The sequence below is a fragment of the Klebsiella oxytoca genome (assembly GCF_009707385.1).
GTDB classification, from domain to species: Bacteria; Pseudomonadota; Gammaproteobacteria; order Enterobacterales; family Enterobacteriaceae; genus Klebsiella; species Klebsiella oxytoca_C.
Genome location: NZ_CP046115.1, coordinates 1,133,779 through 1,156,962, shown reverse-complemented (window position 1 = coordinate 1,156,962; position 23,184 = coordinate 1,133,779). Strand labels below are relative to the sequence as shown.

At 45.9% G+C, this 23,184-nt stretch carries 20 protein-coding genes and 2 pseudogenes; 9 read left to right on the top strand and 13 right to left on the bottom strand.

Going from position 1 to position 23,184, the window contains the following annotated elements; translation table 11 throughout:
* Positions 1-12 precede the first annotated feature (12 nt).
* The 5 genes from GJ746_RS05385 to GJ746_RS05365 form a co-directional block, all read right to left on the bottom strand.
* Positions 13-1,911: an ATP-binding protein gene (locus tag GJ746_RS05385; RefSeq protein ID WP_154679259.1), complete on the bottom strand. Its 1,899-nt coding sequence runs from the start codon at positions 1,909-1,911 to the stop codon at positions 13-15.
* Positions 1,911-3,068: an SIR2 family protein gene (locus GJ746_RS05380; protein WP_154679258.1), complete on the bottom strand. Its 1,158-nt coding sequence runs from the start codon at positions 3,066-3,068 to the stop codon at positions 1,911-1,913. Before GJ746_RS05380 ends, GJ746_RS05385 begins: the two co-directional genes overlap by 1 nt.
* Before the next feature lie 440 nt (positions 3,069-3,508).
* Positions 3,509-3,784, bottom strand: a complete 276-nt coding sequence (locus GJ746_RS05375; RefSeq protein ID WP_154679257.1) for an ogr/Delta-like zinc finger family protein — start codon at positions 3,782-3,784, stop codon at positions 3,509-3,511.
* Positions 3,765-4,337, bottom strand: coding sequence for a phage polarity suppression protein (locus GJ746_RS05370; RefSeq protein ID WP_154679256.1), 573 nt, complete (start codon positions 4,335-4,337; stop codon positions 3,765-3,767). Before GJ746_RS05370 ends, GJ746_RS05375 begins: the two co-directional genes overlap by 20 nt.
* Positions 4,337-5,086 carry a septation initiation protein gene (locus tag GJ746_RS05365; protein ID WP_154679255.1) on the bottom strand — a complete coding sequence of 250 codons (750 nt, stop codon included), beginning with the start codon at positions 5,084-5,086 and terminating at the stop codon, positions 4,337-4,339. Before GJ746_RS05365 ends, GJ746_RS05370 begins: the two co-directional genes overlap by 1 nt.
* Positions 5,087-6,001: 915 nt before the next feature.
* On the opposite strand from GJ746_RS05365, the gene GJ746_RS05360 reads away from it, so the two are divergent.
* The 8 genes and pseudogenes from GJ746_RS05360 to GJ746_RS25340 all read left to right on the top strand — a co-directional run.
* Positions 6,002-6,262 carry a helix-turn-helix transcriptional regulator gene (locus tag GJ746_RS05360; protein WP_046669769.1) on the top strand — a complete coding sequence of 87 codons (261 nt, stop codon included), beginning with the start codon at positions 6,002-6,004 and terminating at the stop codon, positions 6,260-6,262.
* Positions 6,259-6,594, top strand: a pseudogene (locus GJ746_RS25490) (ash family protein); the annotation flags it as partial. The gene GJ746_RS05360 and the pseudogene GJ746_RS25490, both read left to right, overlap by 4 nt.
* 27 nt (positions 6,595-6,621) lie before the next feature.
* A complete protein-coding gene (locus GJ746_RS25485; protein WP_264766564.1) occupies positions 6,622-6,816 on the top strand; it encodes a host cell division inhibitor Icd-like protein in 195 nt (64 codons plus the stop codon).
* Positions 6,813-7,034 carry a hypothetical protein gene (locus tag GJ746_RS05350; RefSeq protein ID WP_001071227.1) on the top strand — a complete coding sequence of 74 codons (222 nt, stop codon included), beginning with the start codon at positions 6,813-6,815 and terminating at the stop codon, positions 7,032-7,034. Before GJ746_RS25485 ends, GJ746_RS05350 begins: the two co-directional genes overlap by 4 nt.
* Positions 7,034-7,357: a DUF5375 family protein gene (locus tag GJ746_RS05345; protein ID WP_154679253.1), complete on the top strand. Its 324-nt coding sequence runs from the start codon at positions 7,034-7,036 to the stop codon at positions 7,355-7,357. Before GJ746_RS05350 ends, GJ746_RS05345 begins: the two co-directional genes overlap by 1 nt.
* Positions 7,358-7,370: 13 nt before the next feature.
* A complete protein-coding gene (locus tag GJ746_RS05340; protein ID WP_154679252.1) occupies positions 7,371-9,692 on the top strand; it encodes a primase-helicase zinc-binding domain-containing protein in 2,322 nt (773 codons plus the stop codon).
* Positions 9,693-9,797: 105 nt separating this feature from the next.
* Positions 9,798-10,895, top strand: coding sequence for a hypothetical protein (locus GJ746_RS05335; protein WP_154679251.1), 1,098 nt, complete (start codon positions 9,798-9,800; stop codon positions 10,893-10,895).
* 552 nt (positions 10,896-11,447) lie between these two features.
* A pseudogene (locus tag GJ746_RS25340) lies at positions 11,448-11,676 on the top strand (Arm DNA-binding domain-containing protein); the annotation flags it as partial.
* 525 nt (positions 11,677-12,201) lie between these two features.
* On the opposite strand, the gene GJ746_RS05330 reads toward GJ746_RS25340, so the two are convergent.
* The 8 genes from GJ746_RS05330 to GJ746_RS05295 all read right to left on the bottom strand — a co-directional run bounded on the left by GJ746_RS05330 (position 12,202) and on the right by GJ746_RS05295 (position 20,924).
* Positions 12,202-12,495, bottom strand: coding sequence for a LysR family transcriptional regulator (locus GJ746_RS05330; protein WP_154679250.1), 294 nt, complete (start codon positions 12,493-12,495; stop codon positions 12,202-12,204).
* Between the two features lie 233 nt (positions 12,496-12,728).
* On the bottom strand, positions 12,729-13,289 hold the full coding sequence (locus tag GJ746_RS05325; protein WP_154679249.1) for a hypothetical protein: 561 nt from the start codon (positions 13,287-13,289) through the stop codon (positions 12,729-12,731).
* Between the two features lie 922 nt (positions 13,290-14,211).
* Entirely contained in the window at positions 14,212-14,943 is a 732-nt protein-coding gene (locus GJ746_RS05320) for a fimbria/pilus periplasmic chaperone (RefSeq protein WP_154679248.1), read from the bottom strand.
* Positions 14,909-16,255, bottom strand: a complete 1,347-nt coding sequence (gene stbD / locus GJ746_RS05315) for a fimbrial usher protein StbD (RefSeq protein WP_154679247.1) — start codon at positions 16,253-16,255, stop codon at positions 14,909-14,911. The genes GJ746_RS05320 and stbD overlap by 35 nt, the downstream gene beginning before the upstream one ends.
* A gap of 4 nt (positions 16,256-16,259) precedes the next feature.
* A complete protein-coding gene (locus GJ746_RS05310) occupies positions 16,260-18,824 on the bottom strand; it encodes a fimbrial outer membrane usher protein (RefSeq protein WP_195908839.1) in 2,565 nt (854 codons plus the stop codon).
* The gene (locus GJ746_RS05305) at positions 18,811-19,560 is read right to left on the bottom strand and encodes a fimbria/pilus periplasmic chaperone (RefSeq protein WP_195908799.1); all 750 of its coding nucleotides are present in this window, start codon (positions 19,558-19,560) and stop codon (positions 18,811-18,813) included. The genes GJ746_RS05310 and GJ746_RS05305 overlap by 14 nt, the downstream gene beginning before the upstream one ends.
* 55 nt (positions 19,561-19,615) lie before the next feature.
* Positions 19,616-20,152, bottom strand: coding sequence for a fimbrial protein (locus GJ746_RS05300; protein WP_154679244.1), 537 nt, complete (start codon positions 20,150-20,152; stop codon positions 19,616-19,618).
* 226 nt (positions 20,153-20,378) lie between these two features.
* Positions 20,379-20,924, bottom strand: a complete 546-nt coding sequence (locus GJ746_RS05295) for a hypothetical protein (protein ID WP_154679243.1) — start codon at positions 20,922-20,924, stop codon at positions 20,379-20,381.
* Between the two features lie 1,163 nt (positions 20,925-22,087).
* Between GJ746_RS05295 and GJ746_RS05290 the strand changes: the two genes are divergently transcribed.
* A complete protein-coding gene (locus GJ746_RS05290) occupies positions 22,088-23,131 on the top strand; it encodes a TRAP transporter substrate-binding protein (protein WP_154679242.1) in 1,044 nt (347 codons plus the stop codon).
* The last annotated feature ends 53 nt before the right edge of the window (positions 23,132-23,184 follow it).

The window sequence follows — 23,184 nt, the reverse complement described above, 5'->3', positions numbered from 1 at the left end:
CCCGGCTAAAATTTAAAAAGGTAAATCTTCTTCCTGAATATTAACTTGCACATTATCGGATATTTTAACTTGGCCAGACATTCTGTCTGCAATACCCTTTAATTGTTCTACTGTAAATCTCGGCTCAGACCATCCCTTAGAAAAACTAACGTTCTCTGACCGAGGTCTTCTATCTTCCGGTAAAAAATTAATTTTAATTCTAGATGGTAATGCAGCGGCTTCGCCAACAAAAATACCTTCCTGCTGAGATAAGCTAGGTAAAGACGCTACCAAACCGGAAAGGCCATCCGGTAAAAATGTTGAGACATGCTGTTGATCCGTCGCATTTGTTAATCTTAACACAACCCATGAGCCGCATTGGGAAATGACAGTGCTTTCAATGTCAGCTGGCCTTTGACTGATTAACATTAATCCCAAACCATATTTTCTGCCCTCACGCGCAATTCGTCGGATCGCGGATTGTGCAGCTGCGTATTGGGCTTCACCATGGTTAGGAACATAGCGGTGAGCCTCTTCGCAGACTAGAAGAAATGGATCTTTATTTCTTTCAGATACTGTTTGATGTACTTTATATTGGAATAGAAGCCTGGCAAGTGTTGCTGCTAATGGACCAGCGACTTCATTGGGTAGGCCAGATATGTCAATAATTCGTATATCTTTATGTTTTTCTTCAATAATGATTTCACCAACTAGCTGATCTAATATTTGTTCAAGATTATAGTCATTCTTCTGAGACCAGTTTTCCATCATGAATTTAATTCTTGGATCTCGTCTTAATACTGATAATTTGTCTAAAATTGATTTAAACTTTTCAGCAAATGTTGATTCTGTTTCTTTTTCTATTTTTCCTGACTTTACTCTGGCTGCTTGAATGTATCTTATGTGGTTTTCAAATTCATTTAAACAAAACGGAATTGGTTTATCCGAGTCAAATGAAAGTATTTCTTCAATAGAATGACCGTCAGTCGGCCTCGGTTCATCTAGAGCTTGACCATCTGCCGGTAGAGGCCAGTTATAGTTATCTGGCGCATGATTTGTAATTCCACATGTAACCATCCTGGCATGAGATAGCGCTTTGTATATAATATTGTTTTGGGATGTGGCTTCTTTTTCAGTTTTGCCAATTATTAATGTTCTAAACTCATCACTTGACATTAGCCAGTATGGGAGTTTTATGTTTTTTTTACTTTCATCGTTTTCAAGAGCACTGTAAGCTTGATAAGTTATTCCTCTATCTTTAAAGGCTAACCCATATTCATCATGCGGGTCTATCATTACAATTCGAGGAGATAGGGTTTTGCCCTCAATGCTTGAGTGTTCTAATATGCTATGAAGGATAGTGGCGACGGCACCAGATTTTCCTGATCCTGTCGAGCCTAATACCGCACAATGAAGTCCAAATAATTTGTCAATATTCGCTCTACAAGGTATTGAGTTTGCACTTGAATAGTGAGCGAATGGCACTAAAGGGTTACACGAGTCATCTCTTGCACCTTCTGCAGCACTAAAGAGTTCTGCTGATTCAGAATGAGTTAGGAGATAAACGCCCTGCTGAGGCAATGGGTATATTTTTACACCGCGGTTGAATGTTAATTTCTGATTTGATGGCGACCAGTAACCGTGCGAGAACAACTCTACCTCCATGATACGTTGGTCTGCTTCTGGAGGGATTGGTAGAGAGTTAGGTTGTAATTCATCCGATCTCATTCTTAAAAGAGTTACAAAACCAAAAATGATATTTCTTCCGAAGTTTATCTTAACAATACTACCCAGTTGTCCTATTGCATAAACTTTACCACAATAACTTCTAGTCAGTTCTTCTACATTGTTGGACAGTTCTACTCTTATTTTTGTACCGGTCACTTCTACTACGTGTCCTATTTTTAACTCTTCTACTGGTTTGAATTTCATTATAGAACCCCTTCTTTTAGAACTTTAGTCATCCCAGAAAAAGTCCACCAATCATCATATTCCTCCTTTCTCTTAATGGGGGATTTACTTCCTACATAAAGACCATTTTGGGTTGCAACATAAACTCTTTCTCCCCAATCACTGCATCTCCAAATATCAAGAGCTTCCGGTATCTTGTTATCAACTTCCTCGCAAAATGCAAGCAAGACTGTTTTATTGTTAGGGTTTGATAGTGATAGATAAATTTCTTGATTGATATGCTCATCTCCAAAACTATAACCACAAACAATTAATACATGATAGGATAATGAGTTCAAAGATTTTCTAAGTAAATCAAATTGTGCAGAAAAGGGATCTTTCTGAGTTGCAATGTACTTTGTAGATTGAGGATAGATTAATACTCTATTGTTTTTAATAGGGTATGTATCCCGGTCTCTTACTCTCCACAAAGACCCATCATCATTTTGAAACCAATCTATGGAACCATGCATTTTAATTATGTGAGCCTTTGCATCGTTCATAGGTTCAATTTGTCCATATTGATATGATCTATACGCAACAGCACCACCACTAAACCCATCCCAATATGGTATTCTGTTTAATGCCAAAGCATCTTCAAGCAATGTGTCATAATTTGTTGTGAATAATCGTATTGGTTTTCTGCGTTCATTTATACCAGCTCTTAAACTATAAAAAATAGTATTAATGAAATTAAAATGCTCTTTTATATCGACTATGAAGTTATCTTTATCACCAATGATTTTTTCAGGCTTTTCTACATAACCGTATCGTATTGTATCAGCAATATATTTAAGTATTTTATTATGGATTTTTTCAATGCAATCTAATGTGAATTTTTCTTTGCATATTTCAATTTCTTTCTTCAATGTGCGAGAAGCAATTGCACAGTAATCACCTAAGTGACTAAGTATATGTTCTATATGGAGGTTTGGTGGAAGTTCTGATTTTATTTTTGTTATAAGATTTAAGGCCTCGGCATCCTCTTGGATCAACTCCATAATCCTCGAGGTCAGGGGGTACATTAAGGGAATTTTTGCGGAATAACTAATTCCTGCACCAAGCAACCAGTTTTGTTCAGGGCAATTCAGTAATTCCTGAAATTGCTCTAAGTCATCTTCTATATCACTGTTTTTCATGGGTAATCCTTTTTTGTCGCTCATTCCGATTTTCAGTTTTTGACGTCGGTTGACGTAAGGGATAAAGGGGAGTTGTTCAGATGTATCATACTGATGAACAGATAAAAAGTGTCAACTAGGGGCTTTGTGGGGTGGTTAAAATTAATCGATGTGAATTTAACATGCTCGGAATAATCACTGGTATTCTCATGCTTCTCGACTAAAAGAGCTTAGCGTGCGCAGCCCCGCCCGCCTGCCCGCTTCACTTAATGCATAGGTTTTCATGCATTGTCGATTTGCCCTCAATGCCCGTGAATCATGGGCGCTGGGACGTAAATTGATGCATGAGGCTCATGCGTTTTCATGCAGCATAGACATGCACTTCCAACATCAACGGGAAAGTCAGAAAGTTAGCGTAAAAAAAACCGGCATATAAGCCGGTTCTGGGATTGCTTGAGTCGTTAGACAGGAATTTGCTGGCGGTTGGATAGCCTGGACGCAGCGCCATATTTTCCTAGCGTATGAGCTGGCTTCTCTGACTGTTCGGCAGCCGCTTCATCCTTAACTTCGACCTTGTTAGGCCGGGCAATAATCGTGTCCACGCTCTCCAGCGCGGTGAATGTGCATGAGCACTCCAGGTTCTTGCACTGATAGTAAGTCCGCTTTATGGATGGGGCCTCATAAAAGCTGGAACGGGCATGTGAGATTGCGCCGCACTCAGGACACTGTAAAGCCATAGGCTTCCTCCGCAAGTTTCAGGCGCTTGAGCCTGTCCTGAAAAGTTTTATGCTTCGCCGGAGTGAATCTCCTGGATGCATCCATGCGCATTGATGCATCAGGCGACAAACCTGATTCATCTAGGATGTCACGACAGGACTCAACCAGCTCTGGAGCATTGAGTTCCGCATGGTGCGCCAGTGCAGAACGCAGCACATGGGCTGCAACATCAAGACCAAAGGGGCCGTTCAGATAAGGTGCCAGCGCTGAGGTCAGCGCCTTGCCCGAATTTGCCATAAAGTCACTCAAGGCATTATCAACACAGGCATCTACAACACTCCTCTGCGCGTAGAGGCTATCGTTTGCCGCACAGCTGATCTGCCATTCAAGCACTTCGAGCTTTTCTCTGAGAGTTTCAACCTGCCAGGCATAATTGGCAGGCTTATCTGCAGACAGCAACAATGCCTGCAGCCGTAGCTGGGCAGTGCTTTGTACATTGCGAAGGGATAGCCAGCGCTGAGAAGCTTCCCGGTAGTGCTGCAGCGCTTCCTGAGGGGTAATTGTGGTTTCCATCAGCTTTCCTCCTTCTTCGCTTTTTCACGCTGTTTTTGTATGCGGATTTGCGCCGCCGGGCTGGGGGCGTCCTGAATATCCTGATAGGCACTATTATCTGCAAGTACACCAATTTTATTTAGGAAGGGATCGCTCTGCAGAGAGGCATTCTGTTTTAACGCCGGATTAGTGATTGAAGAAGTAATGAACTCCCGCAATAACGTTTCAGGATCATTCACAGAATGGACAACCCCGATAATAGAGCTGGCACTTCTCCCTTTTGTCACTTTGAGAAGGCTTAAAAGTTGGATAAGGGTTTGACCATGCAGCTTCATAAAATCATCCCATAGCCGGGTAACATGGATCTCGATAAGGTCGTCGTGCGCCTGAATGTAACCACGGGCCAGTTTCGCCGTATTCCAAGGCAGTAATTCATTTTCTCCGGCATGGGCTGCAAGCAGATCATCAAACTCATCGAGCGTTTCGCGGCCCAGAGCAATCTCGGCCCGGAGCTTTTTCATCTTTGGCGTTACCTGTCCCTGGTTTTCATGGAACATCTGCCGCCATTTCTCATTCTGTGCCTTTGCCTCTGCTTCCGTTTCAACTCGGCGTCTACGGATTGTTGCGAGCATCGCTGCAGCGTCACCTTGCTTGCGACGGGCGTCCATCCAGGCTGATTTAGCGACATTCACTTTTTCAAGCGCCTGTTGCGTCGAGGCAGGAATAGAAATATCAGCGATCGGGTTATTGCTCTGGTCGGGGATAGTCATGTCAGCACCTTGTTGTTTGTCGTGGTGTCAATTGTGCTGTTATGCATACAAAGCTGCCATTGAACACCATTGTGCGAGCGACAAGACAAAGACCTCTTTTGGCTAGCCAGGAAAGGCCTCGTTTAACTGAGGCTGTTTCAGATTTACTTTAACTGTTCACTACTATTCACTTAGGTAAAAAAAATAGATAATACAGTAAGTTAAATGGTGAAAGGTTGGTAGGGAAGTATTCATCGACTGTTCATAGCTGTTCACGTGGAAATAAAATTACTTATGGTATTTTTTCATAATTAATGGCTGTTTTATTCCTAATGGCTATTTTATTTTTTCTCCTCACCACTATTCACCATTATTCAGTAGTATTCGACAAGCGCTGAAATAGACTGCTTTTTTTGCCGGAAAATAACATTTTCGCCTCTGATCATGGTGTTGCATTTCATTCTGTTTTTTATAAAACTAGAGCTGTCCGGTTCTTTATGGATCCATTCGGATATATTTTAAGATTTAAAATGAGGTTATTTAACATCGAGGTTTTATGCAGGCCCAATATTTATAAGTTGGATGCGATTCATAAATATGTCCGGAAATTGTGGCCTGCAATGTAAAGCCTCGTGTAGAAGTTGTTCTACCTTGCTGTATTGGCGGTGGGCCAGCACTATCAGGTGCAATGTCCCATGGGGTAGTAAACCCTGGATGAATGGTAGTTCCTATTAATGCTCCTGTATTTATAGCCCGCAGGCATGATGTTTATTATGTCGTTTTATATGGTTTGATCGGGTTTTAAGTTCCATAAAATCAATGTGTGACGCTAAATAAATAATGCGTGCGCAAGCGAGCTATATATACATAATAAGGAACTACCTGAATCCGGATGAATTCATCCGGACTGTTGTGGAAATTAAAGAGGGTAGATAAATGCGTAATATTTCAGTGTCTGCGCCAGCTCCTGCTGCGCCATTATTTCCTGTTCCGAACCAGCATGAGCGATTTTTACGCCTGCCTGAGGTGATGCACTTATGCGGGTTGTCCCGTTCGACCGTTTACGACCTGATCAGCCGTGATGCGTTTCCGAAGCAGATCCCGCTTGGTGGTAAAAATGTCGCCTGGGCACAGTCTGAGGTCAGCGCATGGATGGCGGACCGTATCAGCGCCCGTGGGCGGGGATGTGATGCATGATGATACCTGAACACATTAAATACCTTTTTTCTGGCTTGCTTACTGTCGTCATTTCCAGGTATAGTTTTTCCGCTGTCGCAAAATCGGCAGCCGGAATTGGCGTTCCGTATAACTTATTGGCGACAATTGACGCGCCTTGCGTCTTTTTTTACGTCGTAGCTCAGGCACACCCATTTTCAGGGCTGTGGTGTTTATGTGTACACCGTGGTTCTATCAAGATAATGGCAGTCCGGGCGGGGCAGCCTTCGGGCTGGCCGGTTTCCAATAAGGCCGGTTACGCCAACCCCGTTCGGGCTGCCACCAGTGAAATTGGCGTTTCCGGTGGTAGCAATAACCGCTACTTATTGGAGGCTGCCATCATGGCTACAATCCTCACCCCGTCACACCCGCAATATGTCTTTGTGTTTGCCGCAATCCGTCGAGCTGATACTCAACTCCGCATCTGTATGCTTCGCACTGTCGCCTGCGATGAGCGTTCCGCGCGCCGTTCGCTAGTCCGAGATTATGTACTTTCCCTTTCTGCACGACTGCCTGCCGGAGAGGTGACGCTATGAACCAGTTTGAGATCTCCTACGACGATGTTGTAAGGCTGAAGCATTTACGCAATGTGGGTGAATATGTAACCGGCATGGCTGCCTTGCAGGACTGTTACGAAAAGCCTGCAGGTGCTCAATGCGAACAACTGGTTTCACTCATCTATCTGATGACAGAGCAGCTGGATGGAGTGGTGCAACGTTGCCATGACGACCTGATGAATGCGGAGGTGGCCTGATGAAATCCTGTGAATCTCATCTGGCACTTCGTGCCGCTCTGTATCGACGTGCCGTAGCCTGTGCCTGGCTGACTCTCAGCAGTCAGCAGGAACGTTATTCCGGCCTGACACTCGCTGAACTTGAAGATGCAATCGCCCGCGAGCTGGAAGGGTTCTATCTGCGCCAGCATGGGCAACAAAGAGGGCTGGAAATTGCCTGCGCCCTGCTTTCGGATCTGATGGAGTCGGGGCCGCTTAAGGCCTGTCCGGTTCTCTCACTGCTCGGAGTGACGGTAATGGATGAACTTTGCTCCCGTCACCTCATTAAACCAGCGTTGCACTAAGGAGGGCCACACAATGTCAGGAATGAAAGTTAGCCAGGCTGAGAAAGCAGCTCGTGGTCACTGGTCAAGAATTTTACCTGCGCTGGGTGTAAACGTACTGAAAAATCGACACCAGCCCTGTCCGGTCTGTGCCGGGAAAGACCGCTTTCGATTTGATGACCAGGAAGGGCGGGGAACGTGGTTCTGTAACCAGTGCGGGGCAGGTGATGGCCTGGCGCTTGTAAGTAAAGTACTGGATGTGGGCATTGGTGAAGCAGCTGACAGAATAAACGGCATTACCGGCAATCTGCCACCCGTATCTCAGGAAATGCTTGAATCTGATTCTCTTGAAAAAGAGGCCGGGAAAAAAGCTGCAGCAGTTCTGGCGGCCCGTTTGTTTGAGAAATCCCGTCAGACTACTGGCAATACCTATCTGGCGGGTAAAGGGCTTTCTGCACTGCCTTGCCGGGAATTAACCGCCATGCATAAAGTTGGGGGTGTGGCATTTCGCGCGGGAGATCTTATCGTTCCATTGTATGCAGATGGAGAGCTGGTAAATCTGCAATTAATTAACGCTGATGGGGGAAAATGCTTCCTTAAAGGCGGTCAGGTTAAGAATGCCTTTTACCTAGTTGAAGGTACTGCCAAAGCAGCCAAACGGCTCTGGATAGCGGAAGGCTATGCCACTGCACTCACTATCAACCATCTGACTGGCGATGCTGTCATGGTTGCGTTTTCGTCCGTCAATTTCCTTTCCCTGGCGAGCGTTGCCTTTAGCCAGTACCCAACGCACCAGATAATTATTGCTGCTGACCGCGATCTCAACGGTGCGGGGCAAACAAGGGGCGTAGCTGCTGCCAGGGCCTGCAATTGCACAATGGCGCTCCCACCTGTGTTTGGTGACTGGAACGATGCATTCACGCATAACGGCGAAGAAGCCACCCGGCAGGCAATTTATGAAGTAATAAAACCAGCGATTGCCAGCCCTTTCGACACAATGAGCGAAGCTGAATTTACCGCGCTGAGCGTCAGCGAAAAAGCGCAGAGGGTAGTGGATCACTATAAAAATGCGTTGGCAGTAGACCCAAATGGGCAGCTCCTTTCACGCTATGAGGCAGGGGCCTGGAAAGTTATCTCTTACGCAGACTTTGCCCGTGATGTGGCAGCACTGTTTCAGCGCCTTGGTGCCCCTTTTTCATCCGGGAAAATTGCCTCTCTCGTTGAAACCCTCAAACTGATCGTTTCGCAACAACAGAATCCGGCGCGGCAGTTGATCGGTTTCCGCAACGGCGTGCTCGACACCCGAACGGGATTGTTCAGCCTGCACGATAAGAAGCACTGGTTACGTACGCTGTGTGAGGTGGATTACACACAGCCCGTTGACGGTGAGGCCCTGGAAACCCATGCCCCGGCATTCTGGCGCTGGCTGGATCGTGCCGCAGGTTACAAACCTGAAAAGCGAGACATTATTCTGGCAGCATTATTTATGGTGCTGGCTAACCGCTACGACTGGCAGTTGTTTCTGGAGGTCACTGGCCCCGGTGGAAGCGGTAAGAGTATCCTGGCTGAAATCGCAACCATGCTGGCAGGTGAGGATAATGCAACTTCGGCAACGATAGAAATGCTTGAATCACCGAGAGAACGAGCCGCATTAATAGGTTTTTCACTGATTCGCCTTCCCGACCAAGAGAAGTGGAGCGGTGACGGGGCCGGACTAAAAGCCATCACTGGCGGCGATGCAGTATCGGTTGATCCCAAGTACCAGAACGCTTATTCGACCCACATTCCGGCGGTCATCCTGGCTGTGAACAATAATCCGATGCGTTTCACTGATCGTAGTGGTGGAGTTTCACGCCGAAGGGTGATCCTGCATTTCCCCGACCAGATAGCCCCGGAGGAACGCGATACCCAGCTGAAAGAAAAAATTGCCAGCGAGCTGGCTGTGATTGTTCGCCAGCTTATGCAACGTTTCAGCGACCCAATGAGCGCCAGGGCATTACTTCAGTCGCAGCAAAATTCCGATGAAGCGCTCACCATCAAACGTGATGCTGATTCTGCGTTTGATTTTTGTGGCTACCTTGAAGTCTTACCTGACACTACGGGAATGTTTATGGGGAACGCTAACATTGTCCCACGTCAGCCTCGTACATACCTTTACCATGCCTACCTGGTCTACATGGAAGCCAACGGCTATAAAAATACGCTCAGTCTGACCATGTTTGGCAAGGGGCTGCCGTTAATGCTGAAAGAGTATGGGCTGCAGTACGAGAAGCGGCGGACCAATCAGGGAATGCAGACCAATCTGGCTCTCAGAGAGGAAAGCAATGCAGATTGGTTGCCAAAGTGCAGTGTCTAAATCACAAAATAGGTTTTTAAACCGGCGGCAGCCGGTTTTTTCTTGACATCTGAATAACCTAATCTTCAAATATCTGACCGCAGAATATAATTTAAGAGGTTATGGATGAAAACTGTATTTGTGCTTGGCGCTGGGTTTTCAAAAGAAGCTGGCGCTCCTATGCAGGCAGAAATAATGGGTGAGATATTTAAAATACACCAAGAGAATCCAAACGATTTTGATGCTTCAGATTTTCTGCTTTTTGAAAGCTTACTTACTGAACAATTATATTATAAACGTGAGCAATTTAAAGATGTTCAGATTGAAGATATGTTCACTCCTTTAGACCGGTGCTTAGCGGATAATATCCAGTTTAGAGGTCTATCTATTGAGCAAATGACAAAGACAAGGGATGCTATTTTTAATATCATTGGCGTAGCCATTAGAAGGATATTAAAAAGAAAAGGGAATAGCAAGGAGTATATTGACCACTTTGCTGAGTATTTAGTGAGGAAGTGTAGTGAGAGACTGGGTGGTAATTATAGACAGCATGATCCTGTAAGCGTTATTAGTACCAACTGGGATATTCTATTGGATAATTCATTGTATGATTATATCCAGAAAAACTATCAAGGACATGCAGTTGTAGATTATTGCTGTTATATAAGCTCATTAGAGGAAAGGGACGAAACGGTAAAGCCGGGTCTAGAGATGTTAGGAGCAGGTGGTTTTAATGTGAAACTGCTGAAGATACATGGTTCGCTTAACTGGCTACAATGTTCGCGATGCATGCGTCTTTATGTCGGATTTAATGAGAAAATAGGGGTTATTAGAGGGGCAACATGCAGGCATTGCGATAAAAATCATGACGCAACAAATAAAGAAAACAGATTGATATCAAATCTTATTATGCCTACCTTTCTAAAGGATCTATCAAATCCTCAATACAAAATAATTTGGCAAAATGCTGGTATTGAATTATCTGAAGCTGACAGAATAATCTTCATAGGATATTCGTTGCCGAGTGCTGATTTTGAAATGAGACAGCTTTTATCTCGAATGATTAAACGAAGTGTTAAAATTGAAGTCGTAACATATGAAAGAGATAAAGAAAAAGAAGAGGATATAAAAAAATATTGGCAGGCGTTTTTTGGAGAGCGCGAGGTCAAAGTTCATTTATGTGGTGCCAGTCAGTTTATTGAGCGATCCTTATATCTTCAATAAATCCTATAGGTTACGGATGGGGCTAACTTCACAGTCCTGTTCTAATGGAATAGGTTAAAATTTAGGAATAGATAGCCTAAACCTATCACTAGTTTGTTAAGAGTGGACCACCAACCCGGCGAATGCCGGGTTTTTTATTGTCTAAGACCAAATGTAGAGTTTGCTGTTCACTCTTCACTTAACGGTTAACCTCTATTGAATTGATATTTAATGTAAAAAAATGACTGTGAACACTGTGTACGCTTTTCTTAAGAAAAAGTATTTTGTTGGGTGTGGAGGTGAGTGATTTTTGAACGCCCACGCCAATGTGTATAGACATGTGTATAGAATTATTTGTCGATATTAATAATTCGATTAAAAACAATCATTTGTGGTGTGTTATTTGTTCCTATTATCGCACCATTTCAACTTCCCCAAATGTCCCTGTTCATCCATAAACCTACTGATTTATAAAACATTTTCTAATTTTTTGTCCGCGCCCGTCAGCGATTAGCCTGTAAAATCAAGTTTGATATGTATATATGTTCCTGTTCGAACCTGATTCCTGGGCATATTTCTTTAAACGATATGCAGATTCGCCTCGTTAAGCCAGAAGTTAAAGCCTGTACAAGGGCTATCACTACTTGTAGAACCTGATGGAAACAAGAGCCGACGGTTGCGCTATCGATTTCCGGTAAACCCAGCATGATCTCGCCTGGAGTTTATCCGACAGTCCTCCTTGCTGATACCCGTTCCCGTCGCGGTAACACCCACAAGCTGGTCGCGGAAGGAAAGACCCCTGTGAGGTACGCCAAGAGTAAAAGCTCGCTTGATACCGGCCTCCCGACCGCTCTCCTTAACTGTTCACCCAGTTTCAATCGATTAATCACGCTAATAATCTGATAGGCAATAAAACAGGCTCTGTGAATAGCGATCTTCTTCACTGACAGAGTGAGTATGCCGAAAGCTCTCTAGATCTGAAGGTACGATGATGCGGGCTACTTGCATTTTCAATAAAGATATACTTCTGATTGTCAGGCGCTTCACTAAGTATGTCGCGGTATTCTGGAAAATAGTCATTTTCTCAACCTGTTCTGCCAGCTGGCGATTGAGACGGGTACTTACAGCGGTAAGTTCATATTCACGGTAAGAAGAGGAGTCTATTTGGTTGAAACCGACCCCGAAAGTAATAATCTCCTACAAGATACTAAATAAATCTATTTTATTAAAACCCTTACAATAAATCAGGCTATCATCCTTGCGTTAACCTTTTTATTATTCATAAAAATCAATTGATTAGCTAAATATCTTTTACATAAAATAATTATTAACCAGAGCCATCTGGATTCTTAAGGAATATTTTCTCGTTAATTAATTCAATGGGTTGTTTAATATTGTAATATAGCAAACAGGCCTGAGGGGTGGGGATTATATTTCTTCCCTGACGAGAGAATAACTCATAACCTAACACCTTTTTTAACCGAGTTAAAGCAAAGCTAACCCCTGGCTGCGATAGTTTTAGTTTTTTTGCCGCACGAGTAACATTTTTTTCCTGCATTACCATATAAAATATCACAAGCAAATTCAAATCTATTTTTCGTAAGGAATCCAGGTTTTCCATATCCGCCCCTGATAATATGATTACTTATTTACGCCGCGTTATAAAAATGAGAATAAATTTAAACAATGAACTTATTTTGCTACTTACACATTAGATTTAATTATTTTAACCATACAGAAACCAGGGCACAGCAGCCGGACACAACCTTACTTAAAAAAATATAACTGCATGATATATCAGGAATAAACACCTGAGACATTCTAATAAGCTTTAACAACTCTGGCTTCCAAAAATTAGCCGAATATATTCCTGAGCAATAATAACCCATGAATACCAGCCAATCCACCAGCCTGTTGCATCACTTTGTCTCGCAAATTACATATTGTCTTTGGTGATAAGCCAAGGTTTATTGATAACTCACCTACTGAAACACCTTCGCTCAGTTTCTTAATTATATAAATATCATTTTTACAAGGTGTTATTTTATTTACACGTTCACTGTTTTTTATATGTTTTATAAACTCATGGTTATTTAACGTGGACGGAAGAATAAAAACAGAATACTTAGAGGAACAAGCATCACCTCTGGAAAATACGTTTTTATTCGTCATCAGAAAAATTTCAGCTTCCGTTTTTTTTAAATTCTTAAGCAATGATTTTAAGCAGTTATTATTAGCAAGGCAAATGATTACATATCGCGGATTGCTATTTTTTAGTTTAAAAAAAACAATTTCACTATTCTTCTCACTCATGAAAGAAATAGACACCTTAGTTCTGAAGCCAAACTCTCTTTTTATTAACTCGGAAACACCATATAAGAAATAGTAGTTATCAGATATAATACTAAATTCCATATAATTTCATCCATTTAACGAAAGTAAGATAAAGGCTCTCAAAAGACTAAAATGAGAAACAAAAATATTTTGCTTCTCTTGCCACTTCTCCCTCACCAGTAAAACATAGTGAAATAGCACTTATATAAAACCAACCACGATAAAACATGAACTATGAAATAATAATAAAACCGGCAAACTATTTTAGATATAAAAACGGAGTAATAATTTATAAAAGCCATTACTAAACTTTTATAATAAACAATCAATAACCCATATTAGAATTAGCTAACACAGGCACAAAACCAGTTTTCAAAAAAATATTGATGTACTAACCATTCGATTTATATAAAAACAATAAAGCATTCAAAAACATTATGCAACATATTTATATTGTGAAAACGTCTTATTTTTCATTATATTAAGCACCCATTCCATTGCATTCACAGAATAAATATCCGCTCAAAATAACCTTACAACAAAAGAGGATTTAAATTATCATTACATATTGAATAGCATAGGTATTTTTTATAATTCCATTTCTGGCCATATGATAGCTGCTGCTTAACATAAATAAAAAGCATGTTTTTTTACACCGCAATACTCAGAGGCAAAATATTAAAGTGATAGAGTCATCTTGTTACTGCTGAGTTGTGAGTAAGTTGGTTCATGACTGTTATACGGCCACTAAATCGTTGGCAAAAAAAGCTTATGGAATCTGCCCGCTGGCTACCACTCTGATAATTCATATGATTTTCCTTAGAAACTATCCCTCCCCCCGGTGAGTTTTTATGGAATGCTTCACACAGAGGAATTTTCATATGATAAAAATGCAGATTAGAGCATGACCTGTATAATGCTCGGAATATTTTCTCATCATCAATGATTAAGCACTTCAACTGCTCCAGTATGCTGATAAACCTTTTCCACCACAGCCACGGCTTTACCTGATTATCTGACGGGAATAATGCCATTGATGCCCCGTATCATTTATCACGGCGTAGTCCACCCTCGGACAACGTCCGTCCGCTTGACTTAATGGCATCAGAAAGGTGCTTTCAGGCGAGACCACCACTCCGCTGGCCCGGCTGCTGCCGCAAGACAGCATGGCCAGACTCATATGCCAGGGCGTCGGATTCTGCACTTTCAGCTGCCCGTTATCCAGTGTAAAAATCAGCTTTTCTCCATCAGCCTGGGTCAGCGGCATCACGCCATCCGGCCGGATAAACAGTTTCATCCGGATGCGCAAAGGCAGTATAACCATCTGTTTACCCTCTTTTTTATCCGGCGTAGCCGCCGGAGGGATCTGATAGATATTCAGCCAGTACAGGGTCTCAAGCCTCCGCGATAAGCTGCCGCGGTCGGTTAATAAAATCCTGACTTCCCGCATTTCACCGGGCTGCATGCGAAAAACGGGAGGCAGGATAACAACCGGAGTCTGCACCCGATCCGGTGAGATAGCCGGATCGCCCGTATCCACCCATACCTGCACCAGCGCCGGCCGTTGCTCATCGTTCAGCAAAGGCAAAGAGACGCTTTTATCACCGGCGTTAAGCACGACACGGGTGGCATCCACATTCACCACCGCCTGTACCGACAGGGTATATAGTGCGAAAAACAGGCCCAGACCGCAGCCCCGTTTACTGAAAGCTGACCACCACCTGAAGCTGTGCATATACGGATCCTTGCGTTACTGTCTGTCCTGGGATCGCTTCCAGTGAAGCGACAAATTCGCCCGTGTACATCTCTGTCGTATCGGCTGAGACCTGCTCCGTCAGCGTCTGATAACCATACCATCCCCCGTTATTGCCTGTGGCGGTTATCGCAGTGCCCGCCAGCAGGTTAATCGGCTGCCCTGAAAGCTGGTTGCTGTAGAGACGAATCCCCACCCCGGAGGCAACGCCAGCGGCGCCATAGTTATTATCCAGAAGCCAGGTATAGGCTCCACCGGACGTCATCAATCCCAGTTCGCGCGCCTTGCTGGCCGCCGTGGCATTGTTAACCAGAAATCCCATTGCCACCACTGGCCCGGAGGTGGTGGAGGCTTCCGTACCGGAAATAGCCCCGGACTCACATTCGACGCTGACAGAGAACGGCATCTCGCTGGCTGCCCCCTGCAGTAGCTCAGAAGTACTTATTGCTGGCAGGTACACCTGGGCCGGGTAGTCAGAAATCCGGCAGGCCGCCCCTCTGATATAAAGCGTTCCCTGACCGGCCAGGCTCCAGGCGCCGGGCCAGTGTGATCCATAGCCCACGTTTTGCAGCGATATATCACCGCCGGGCGTGGCGTTAGGGGTCAACCCTCCCCCTTTAAACGCCACATGCCCATTTGCGGCCCACCCGGTTGCCACATTTACATTCATAAAACTGGCATCATTAAACATGCCATAACTGGCATTATCCACTCTCAGCAGTTCAACATAGACATCGCTGAATGCGCTGGCCGGGATGTAGATATACGTCCCGTCGTTGAACACATCCTCTTCGGGAATCGGACGACGCTTCCAGTAACGGGAATAATACTCCCCGGTTCTCTGATTGGTCAGCCGCACCGCCACGTTTTTTACGGCGGTATAATAGGCCTCATCGAGCCCAGGGACGACAATCCTCCCGCCCCACTGTTCCGCAGCGCTGGTTGCGTAATACTCATCAATACTGCCCAGCTCCGCTACATCACAGCGAAACAGCACCTGATTCGCCGGATAGCCGCCCAGTATGCCGGATGAGAGAAATGTTGCGCTGGCGCTTGCCAACAGCGTGCCCTCCGGCTGGAAAGTAGCGCTTCCCCCCAGGTGGATCACAGGAGGCAACCCCAGAATTCCCCGGGTATTACCGGGATTGACAGTCCAGCTCTTCGCCGTATAGCCCGCATCCAGCGCGGCCTGAGACAGCTGTGTTGTTAATGTCACTCTCTGACACTCTGCGGATGCTGACGCCGGCAACAGGCTCACCAGCAGCAGAGCGCCGCAGGTTAATCGGATAATCATAGGGTTACTCCTGACGACATGGCAGCGTTAACTGGTGGAGTCCGGTAGCAGGAGACTGCCCCGGCAGCTGATAATAGACCCGGCAGCTCTGGGCGCGGCTTTTCCCCCAGCTGACATACAGAACGCCCGATTGCGCTGGCAGGCGGGCATAAATCTGTCCACCCTGGCCCACCATACCGACCTGCGCGCCCTCGGAATCAGCCACATCGGCTCCCATGGGAGGAGTGCTACCATCCGGTAATAGGGTATTAATTAACGCGGCCTCGCCGCTAACCGTGGCAAACGAGACGCGGCTGATTGCCCCAGCATAAGGAACCACGCGTAAACTCCCCCCCTGCAGCTCAACGCTGCTGTCCATATCACGAATATCGAGACTGACCGGGTTGTAGCGGTATGGCGTCATGGAGGGCAACAGCGCGTAGCCAAAACGGTCCACGGTTGCCCCCTGACCATTACGTACTGTCGCTCCCTGTGCTCCCGGTGCTGAAATCAGGGCAAACGTATCGCTGGTATAGGGTCCTGCCGTCACGCCTCCACTGTGCAGGAGTACGGTGCCCGATGCGCCCAGTCCGAACTGACGATAATCATGTCCCCGCGATGCGGAAGCCCGAAATGTTCCTACTGAAGAGCGCTGTTCGAGGCTGCCCCCCACTGTCGTCTGGTTCCCCTCCTGCCGCAGATGGTCCATTCCAGCATAGGCTGAATAGGAGACGCGACGCTGCTCTCCCAGAGTACCGCTTATTCCGGTCAGAGCGCCGCTGCTGTTGCGGTTCTTATTCATATCAAACGTCGCCTGAGCCCGGTTCTGGCCAAAATCCAGCGGCACGGAGAAACTGAGAGAGAAGGTATTTTCGGTATAACGACGCCAGCTGCCTTGGTTATCGTCCAGTGCGTCATAATAGCCTTGCGGTGAATACACGCTACGCTGACGGGCTGCGTTCAGATTTATGTTAATGAATTTCCAGCGGGTACTGTAACCAAGCTGAAACTGCGTGTTACGGGAGGAGTCGCCGTAGTAATCTGCAGTACTGGCGTTCAGGCTCAGCTGTCCCCAGTCATTCAGACTCTGGCTGAGGGTGGCAGAAAAACTGTTACGCTGGTGCAGAGTATCTGAGTAGTAGGCCACGTTGTCCTGCTCCTGGCGGCGTACGCCAAGCACATCCTGCAGATCGCGGTAGCCTTTAGTTGAATAACGATAGGCGGCCAGCATCAGATTAGTCCCCGTGGTGAACGTTTTACTGTAGCTGGCTTCCAGACGCCACCCCTGCTCCAGTTCGCCACGCTCGGCCTCCGCGCGTGAGTACACCGCATTAAAGCCCAGCGCGCCGACGGGCGTCGAGACGACTCCGCCCAACAACCCAGCCTGATAATCATCAGCGAGACGAGCGCCCACGTTTGTGGTCAGGGAATTATTCACCCCTCTCTGCAGCACACCCTCAAAAAACTTATTTTCCTGGTTGTAGTAATGACGAACGTATCCTAGCGCCAGTTCATAGCTCCAGTTCCCCGGACGGACGGAATCCGGCACGGAAGAATAAGGAACGGTAAACGTGGAGACCTGACCATCCGCCTCGGTCACGCTCACCTGCAAATCCCCCTGGCTGTGGGTATTGTACAGGTCGTTAATGACAAAGGCCCCGGGTGAGACCGTGGTTTCATAGATAACGCGTCCCTGCTGGAATACCGTCACGCGGGCCGTGGTGTTAGCCACGCCGCGCACTTCCGGAGCATAGCCGCGTTTACCCTGTGGCCACATGCGTGGGTCGGTTCCCAGCCGAATACCGTTAAAAGACAGGCCGCCAAACAGCGTGTTATTGGTCTGATTATCACCAAGGTAGAGCATGCTTTCGATTTCCGGCACAGGACGCTGCATCCATGTTCTGACGGCACTGTAGCGGTAATGGGCACCGTTTACGTTGTTATCAGCGTATCGCAGGTTCCCCTGGTGACGGAACTGCCAGAGCCCGAGATTCAGGCCGGAATTAATATTGCTCCACAGATAATCATAACGATAGTCAGAGGAGGTGTTTTCCGTGTGATAGAGATTGGTGTTATGCCGTAGAAAAAGGGCCGTTGTCCCCCTATCCCATTCCGTAACGGGAATATACCCGCGCGGATGATGCCAGAGCCCGGCCTGGGGAACGGTCATGTCCAGGCGCAGGCCGGCAGTATTCACCTGCCAGGTTATCTGTGATGAGAGCTCGCCGATAAACCGGCACTCTGAAGCCGTGACCGACTTTTCATCATGCTGCTTTACGCGAATAGCGCTGGCCTCGATCAGCGAGGCAGACAGGCACGGCTCAGTCCGCTCCGGGTGTGTCGGTGACTCCGTGAATTTAATCTTTTCACGTCCTCTCACCAGTTGACCATTCAGGTACACATCCAGGACATACTCGCCGGCCGGCAGCATATCTTCGGCCTGGTTGAAACGGGACAGATCTACCATTTTACCGTAGCCCGTTCCCTGTAACAGAGCCGGGTCAAAGTAGTACCCGGCTGAGACCGGGAATGACAGGATAAGGGAAACGCTCAGAGCCAGCGGAGTTATCGTGCTGTTACAGTGGGTAATTTTCACTGATCCTGGCTCCCTGATCGTTAATCAGCGTAATACGGACCCCTTTATCAACAGAGCGGGCCTTGCCTGATAATAAAAAATCTTGTTGGCCAAAAGGGGGGATAATCGTATCTGTTTCCTGCGCACGAATACTGGCGTTATCGGTCAAATGCACGGCGGACACGGTGACATGATAAGGCTGGTTGTTTGTGACGGAGATGCTGGTCTTTCCCTGCCGGGGCACAGCATGAACCTGCAGATTCTGCAGCATTTTCTGCGGGTCGCCTTCTATGCCCGCCGGACGATAGAAAAACTTGATGCGGTTGCGTAACATCACCAGGATGCCGTTTTGTCGCTCCCCGGACGCGTCACCCGCCACGTTTGCAGGCGGCATTTGCATAAAATTAAAATAAAACAGCGACTCTCTGTCCTGCGGCAAAGCGCGGGCGCCGGTGTATACAACACGAACGATCTGACCACCTTCGGGCTGAATGCGAAACACCGGAGGAGTGGCAATAAAAGGTACGGAAGAGCCCTGTTCAGGCCCGTTATCGATATGACCATCATCAAACCAGGTCGAGATAACATAGGGGAAACGGTCTTTATTTTTTAACTGGATATCAGTGGATTTCGCTGCACCATTATATATGATTCGTGTACCCGTCATTGTCACACTGGCAGCCGCCGACCCGCACCAGAGCAGGCCGACAAAAAAACTGAGTAACAACACTCTACTGGGGTATTTTTTCATCCGACACTCCATGACGGTATTGGCGGGGAAATTCCCCGCCAGCGTTAACTGCTAATTACGGATACGTTACTGCGTACTGCATAGAGCCCTGGACGGTACCCACGGTCGCAACGCCAGTTGCATAATACTGAGCGGAGTAAGTCGCGGAGGCCGATGTATCACCGACTGCCAGAGTCAGGGCATTGCTGCCGGTATAGCCGCCGGTCAGGTCGATAGCGTTATCGCTTGGATCAAGCAGCTGAATCTCAACGTTCTGTGCAGTGCCGGTATTGCCGAGATGGCCAGTACCGGTGACGTTATTGCCCAGGAAACGAACGCTAATATTCGTCGCTTCTGTGGCCGCGGTGCAGCCAGACAGCCCTAAGTCAAATGTGGTGACACCAGTGGTGCTGCCATTTGTAGCCAGATCGGCGGCTGCAGCTGTAGGCATCAGAACGACCGGCGCGGCGCTAACTCCATTGATCGTCACATCGCAAGTCTGATCGGCAACCTCACCGATAAACGTCACGGTATTGTCTGAAACAGCCGACGCGCCTGCAGAAGCCAGTACAGAGGAAACGGCAGCAGCCATAAGCAGTTGATTTAATTTCATCGAAAAAACTCCATTTTTTATTTATTACAAAGAAGCCAGTCTGACTCAACCGGCAATAACATTGCCTTTTAATCAGAAGATAAAAAGCAAATGAATTTCATAGCCCACGGACACCAACATTATATTGAGAGTGACATAAATTAATTTAAAGCAACTCACCACTACTCGATAAAATAACGCTTCACCTATTTTTATTTATTAGGGTGAGCCTTGCAAAATTATCTGGCTACATTATTTTCATGGCGTCCCGGCACAGCAGCACTGAATGCGCTTTCCCGCCTTCAATACCATATTTACTCAATACCGCCCGCTTCATGGCATACAGACTCTTCTTCGGTAAGCGCATTTTCTGCTGCACCTGCTCGATACTCAGACCTGTCGCCATATAACGAAACAGACGTAGTTCGGAATGACTATGACGCCGCGATACCAGAGGAGAGCTCTGCGCCGAATGAAGTTTCCGTTTCAGCATGTCCGGACTAATATTACATGGCAGTATCCATGGAAAATGCTGCTGGCTGTTATTCTGAACAATAAAAGGAGGCTCCAGCAACATAATCACCCGGCATGCAGCGATGTCTGGACAGCTGGTAATATATCGTCGTAAACCGACATCAGCAATATTAAGTATCACCACATCACCTGGCTCAGGCATTGTGTATTTTTCAATATTACGGGTATGAAGATAAATTACGTTGATATACTCATCAGGAATAAAGCTCCGGACGCCCAGGAGGAAGTAGGAGCAATCAGATAAAAAATGCCATGCCATAACTGTATCCGTCCCTGGTGAATGAACCGTGAAAATTCGTCCTGAAAATATTATGAAAATAATTTCACCGGTATCCTGAATAATCTCATCCCGTATTACGTGATTGTTTATACCAACGAAGTGACAAATCCTCAAAATAGTTTAAAACGATCGATAACTTAAAAAATAAAAGACAAAATCTATCAATAATATTTAATCGATCGTCATTTCCGATCAAATGAATAGCGTTTTATTACCCTTAAAAACCAGAAAATATATATTAATTGATTATATATTTCATTGCGTTATTATCTAAGCCAATGAAATAAAACAATAATTAATAAAAAACCTGGCTATATCGATTATCTCTTACTAACTAAATATAAAATTTAAAATCATTTCAATGAAACTAGTTTAGTTGATTGATTAATTTGCAGTGTCGTCATTTTTTTCCAGAATGAGCGTTTTTTTAGGACTATCGGAACGACAATAGGGCTAAAATGTGAATCGCTTCACTCCAGTCATCAACAAACTTATAAGATTTTTCTTCAATAGCATTTTAGCTGTAATGATCCCATTCAGGCTGTCTACCGATCGCTTTCATTCCAGAAATCATTTTTGAACAGCCCAACTCCCCCATTCCTGCGAAAGCTCATTACCTCAGGACATCCGGAAGCAGCGCGTTGTACCGGTAAAGCTCATAGTGGGGGCAATCACGTCAGCGATCCGGTGGCTCTCATTCTCTTCCTCTAGCAAAGATATCCCCCTCCGCACCGAAATAAAAAATTATTAAAATCAAAAATATAAATAAAAAACCGAGGTTCTATATCAACGTTCAGGCAACTATCGAAATCTTGTTCGCTTGTTGATCCCAGATGATGAATCCCTTGCTGCCAGGATAATCCGCAGACCCGCTCAACTAAACAGTGACTAAACAGCGAAAGCCTCGTTTCCATTTTGTAACACGCACCGAAAAATTAGCGATACCCGCCACAAAATTCACATATCAGTCCCAATGATAAAGCAAGCGTCTTGCATTTGCAGAATGAGTCAGATAGCTTCTGTAACGTTACACTAAAACGTTACAGAAAACAGAAACAGCAAATTTTTGGTTAAACATGCTGGCTAAATCAGCCATGCCAGATGGCCTTATCGCGACCCCTACACTGTGAGAAAGGATAATCATGATGAAAACAAGACCGTTCCGTTCCGCCAGACTTTTTCTGGCTTTCGCCTGCCTCGGCACCGCGCTGATTGCAGGTAGCGCCCTCACCGCTTCAGCGCAAGCAGCGCTCAACTTTCGTGTTTACTCTTCTTTGCCGGGCGATGATTCTTCCGCGCACTATATTTGGTTCAACCGCTTCCAGGAAAATATCAATAAAAACGAGAAGTTAAAGGGTCAAATCAAGCTTAATTATTTTGCAAACGCGATGCTGGGAAAGGAAGCCGATGCCACTCAGCAGGTACGTATCGGCGCCATTAACATGATGATTTCAGGTACCTCAATCTGGGCCACGCTGGTACCGGAAATTGGCGTTCTGGATTTAGGGTACCTGTTTAAGGATTACGATCAGGTCGGTAAAGCGCTGGATGGCAAAATCGGTGACAAGCTTTCCAGCCTCATGATGGATAAAGCAAACGTGATGGTGCTGGGATATGGCTATAACCTCGGCGCGCGTAACGTCTATACCAAAAAGGCGATTGAGAAACCGGAAGATTTAAAAAACCTGAAAATCCGCGTACTGCCGGTCCCCAACTTTATCGCCACGCTGAATCATATGGGAGCCGTCGCCATTCCGATGCCGGGCGGGGAAGTATACTCCAGCCTGCAAATGGGCGTTATCGACGGCGTTGAACACGATGCCCCAACCATTTACGCCAGCAAATACTATGAAATCATCAAGAATGGCACTCTGACTCGCCATAGCTATAACCCGCTGATGATTGCCATGAACAAAAAGAGCTTCGAGCAAATTCCGCAACCATTGCGCGCCGACGTGCTGGCTGCAGCAAAAGAAGCAACGGAATATGAACGCCAGCAGGCCAGCCAAAAAGAGCTGGAAGCGATTAAAAACCTTGAGGCCAAAGGTGTGACCTTCCGGGAAACCGATCGTGCTTACTTTGCGCAGGCCGTACAGCCGGTGTGGAAAGCATTCCTTGATAAATATCCTGATTTAAAACCGATGATGAACGAGCTCAGCGCTACGGATTCGGGCGCTAAACCATAAGTCGGGAATCGTCGGCCCGCAGATTTCTGCCGGGTCGGCGATGTAGCCAAAAA

Bases quoted from the DNA above. Each gene is read 5' to 3' on its own strand.
- GJ746_RS05385 (WP_154679259.1), bottom strand. From the start codon at position 1,911: ATGAAATTCAAACCAGTAGAAGAGTTAAAAATAGGACACGTAGTAGAA.
- GJ746_RS05380 (WP_154679258.1), bottom strand. From the start codon at position 3,068: ATGAAAAACAGTGATATAGAAGATGACTTAGAGCAATTTCAGGAATTA.
- GJ746_RS05375 (WP_154679257.1), bottom strand. From the start codon at position 3,784: ATGGCTTTACAGTGTCCTGAGTGCGGCGCAATCTCACATGCCCGTTCC.
- GJ746_RS05370 (WP_154679256.1), bottom strand. From the start codon at position 4,337: ATGGAAACCACAATTACCCCTCAGGAAGCGCTGCAGCACTACCGGGAA.
- GJ746_RS05365 (WP_154679255.1), bottom strand. From the start codon at position 5,086: ATGACTATCCCCGACCAGAGCAATAACCCGATCGCTGATATTTCTATT.
- GJ746_RS05360 (WP_046669769.1), top strand. From the start codon at position 6,002: ATGCGTAATATTTCAGTGTCTGCGCCAGCTCCTGCTGCGCCATTATTT.
- GJ746_RS25485 (WP_264766564.1), top strand. From the start codon at position 6,622: ATGGCTACAATCCTCACCCCGTCACACCCGCAATATGTCTTTGTGTTT.
- GJ746_RS05350 (WP_001071227.1), top strand. From the start codon at position 6,813: ATGAACCAGTTTGAGATCTCCTACGACGATGTTGTAAGGCTGAAGCAT.
- GJ746_RS05345 (WP_154679253.1), top strand. From the start codon at position 7,034: ATGAAATCCTGTGAATCTCATCTGGCACTTCGTGCCGCTCTGTATCGA.
- GJ746_RS05340 (WP_154679252.1), top strand. From the start codon at position 7,371: ATGTCAGGAATGAAAGTTAGCCAGGCTGAGAAAGCAGCTCGTGGTCAC.
- GJ746_RS05335 (WP_154679251.1), top strand. From the start codon at position 9,798: ATGAAAACTGTATTTGTGCTTGGCGCTGGGTTTTCAAAAGAAGCTGGC.
- GJ746_RS05330 (WP_154679250.1), bottom strand. From the start codon at position 12,495: ATGGAAAACCTGGATTCCTTACGAAAAATAGATTTGAATTTGCTTGTG.
- GJ746_RS05325 (WP_154679249.1), bottom strand. From the start codon at position 13,289: ATGGAATTTAGTATTATATCTGATAACTACTATTTCTTATATGGTGTT.
- GJ746_RS05320 (WP_154679248.1), bottom strand. From the start codon at position 14,943: ATGCACAGCTTCAGGTGGTGGTCAGCTTTCAGTAAACGGGGCTGCGGT.
- stbD (WP_154679247.1), bottom strand. From the start codon at position 16,255: ATGATTATCCGATTAACCTGCGGCGCTCTGCTGCTGGTGAGCCTGTTG.
- GJ746_RS05305 (WP_195908799.1), bottom strand. From the start codon at position 19,560: ATGAAAAAATACCCCAGTAGAGTGTTGTTACTCAGTTTTTTTGTCGGC.
- GJ746_RS05300 (WP_154679244.1), bottom strand. From the start codon at position 20,152: ATGAAATTAAATCAACTGCTTATGGCTGCTGCCGTTTCCTCTGTACTG.
- GJ746_RS05295 (WP_154679243.1), bottom strand. From the start codon at position 20,924: ATGGCATGGCATTTTTTATCTGATTGCTCCTACTTCCTCCTGGGCGTC.
- GJ746_RS05290 (WP_154679242.1), top strand. From the start codon at position 22,088: ATGATGAAAACAAGACCGTTCCGTTCCGCCAGACTTTTTCTGGCTTTC.